Here is a 315-nt window from a genome sequence, read left to right as displayed (position 1 = left end):
CTGGCCCTGGGCCAGGCTCAACACCACCGCAAGCTGGTCGATGATGACTTTGCGCGGCTGGCCAAAGCCCAGCACCGCGAGGGTATCGGCGATTTGCCGCAGCGGCGCCAACAGCGCATCGAGGTCGCTGGTGTGTTGACGGTCGCTGCGCACGAACAGGTCGAGGCGTTCCTTGACCCGCACCAGCTCCTCGCACAACGCGCCGAGCACCGAGCCCATCGCATTGCGGTCCGGCCCGGCCAGGCGCGCCCGTTCGGCATCGACCACGGCGCTGTCGGGCAAGGCTTCATCGAGGCCGTAGCGTTCTTTCAGGCT

Annotated in this window: 1 protein-coding gene; it reads right to left on the bottom strand. The window is 67.6% G+C overall.

The features are described 5' to 3' along the window. On the bottom strand, positions 1 to 315 hold a 315-nt coding region (locus tag M2R48_RS21280; RefSeq protein ID WP_262087619.1), incomplete at both ends, for a hypothetical protein.

The sequence above is a fragment of the Acinetobacter sp. I-MWF genome, from assembly GCF_025433935.1.
Lineage (GTDB): Bacteria > Pseudomonadota > Gammaproteobacteria > Pseudomonadales > Moraxellaceae > Acinetobacter > Acinetobacter guillouiae.
This window is presented reverse-complemented; position numbering and strand designations above follow the sequence as displayed.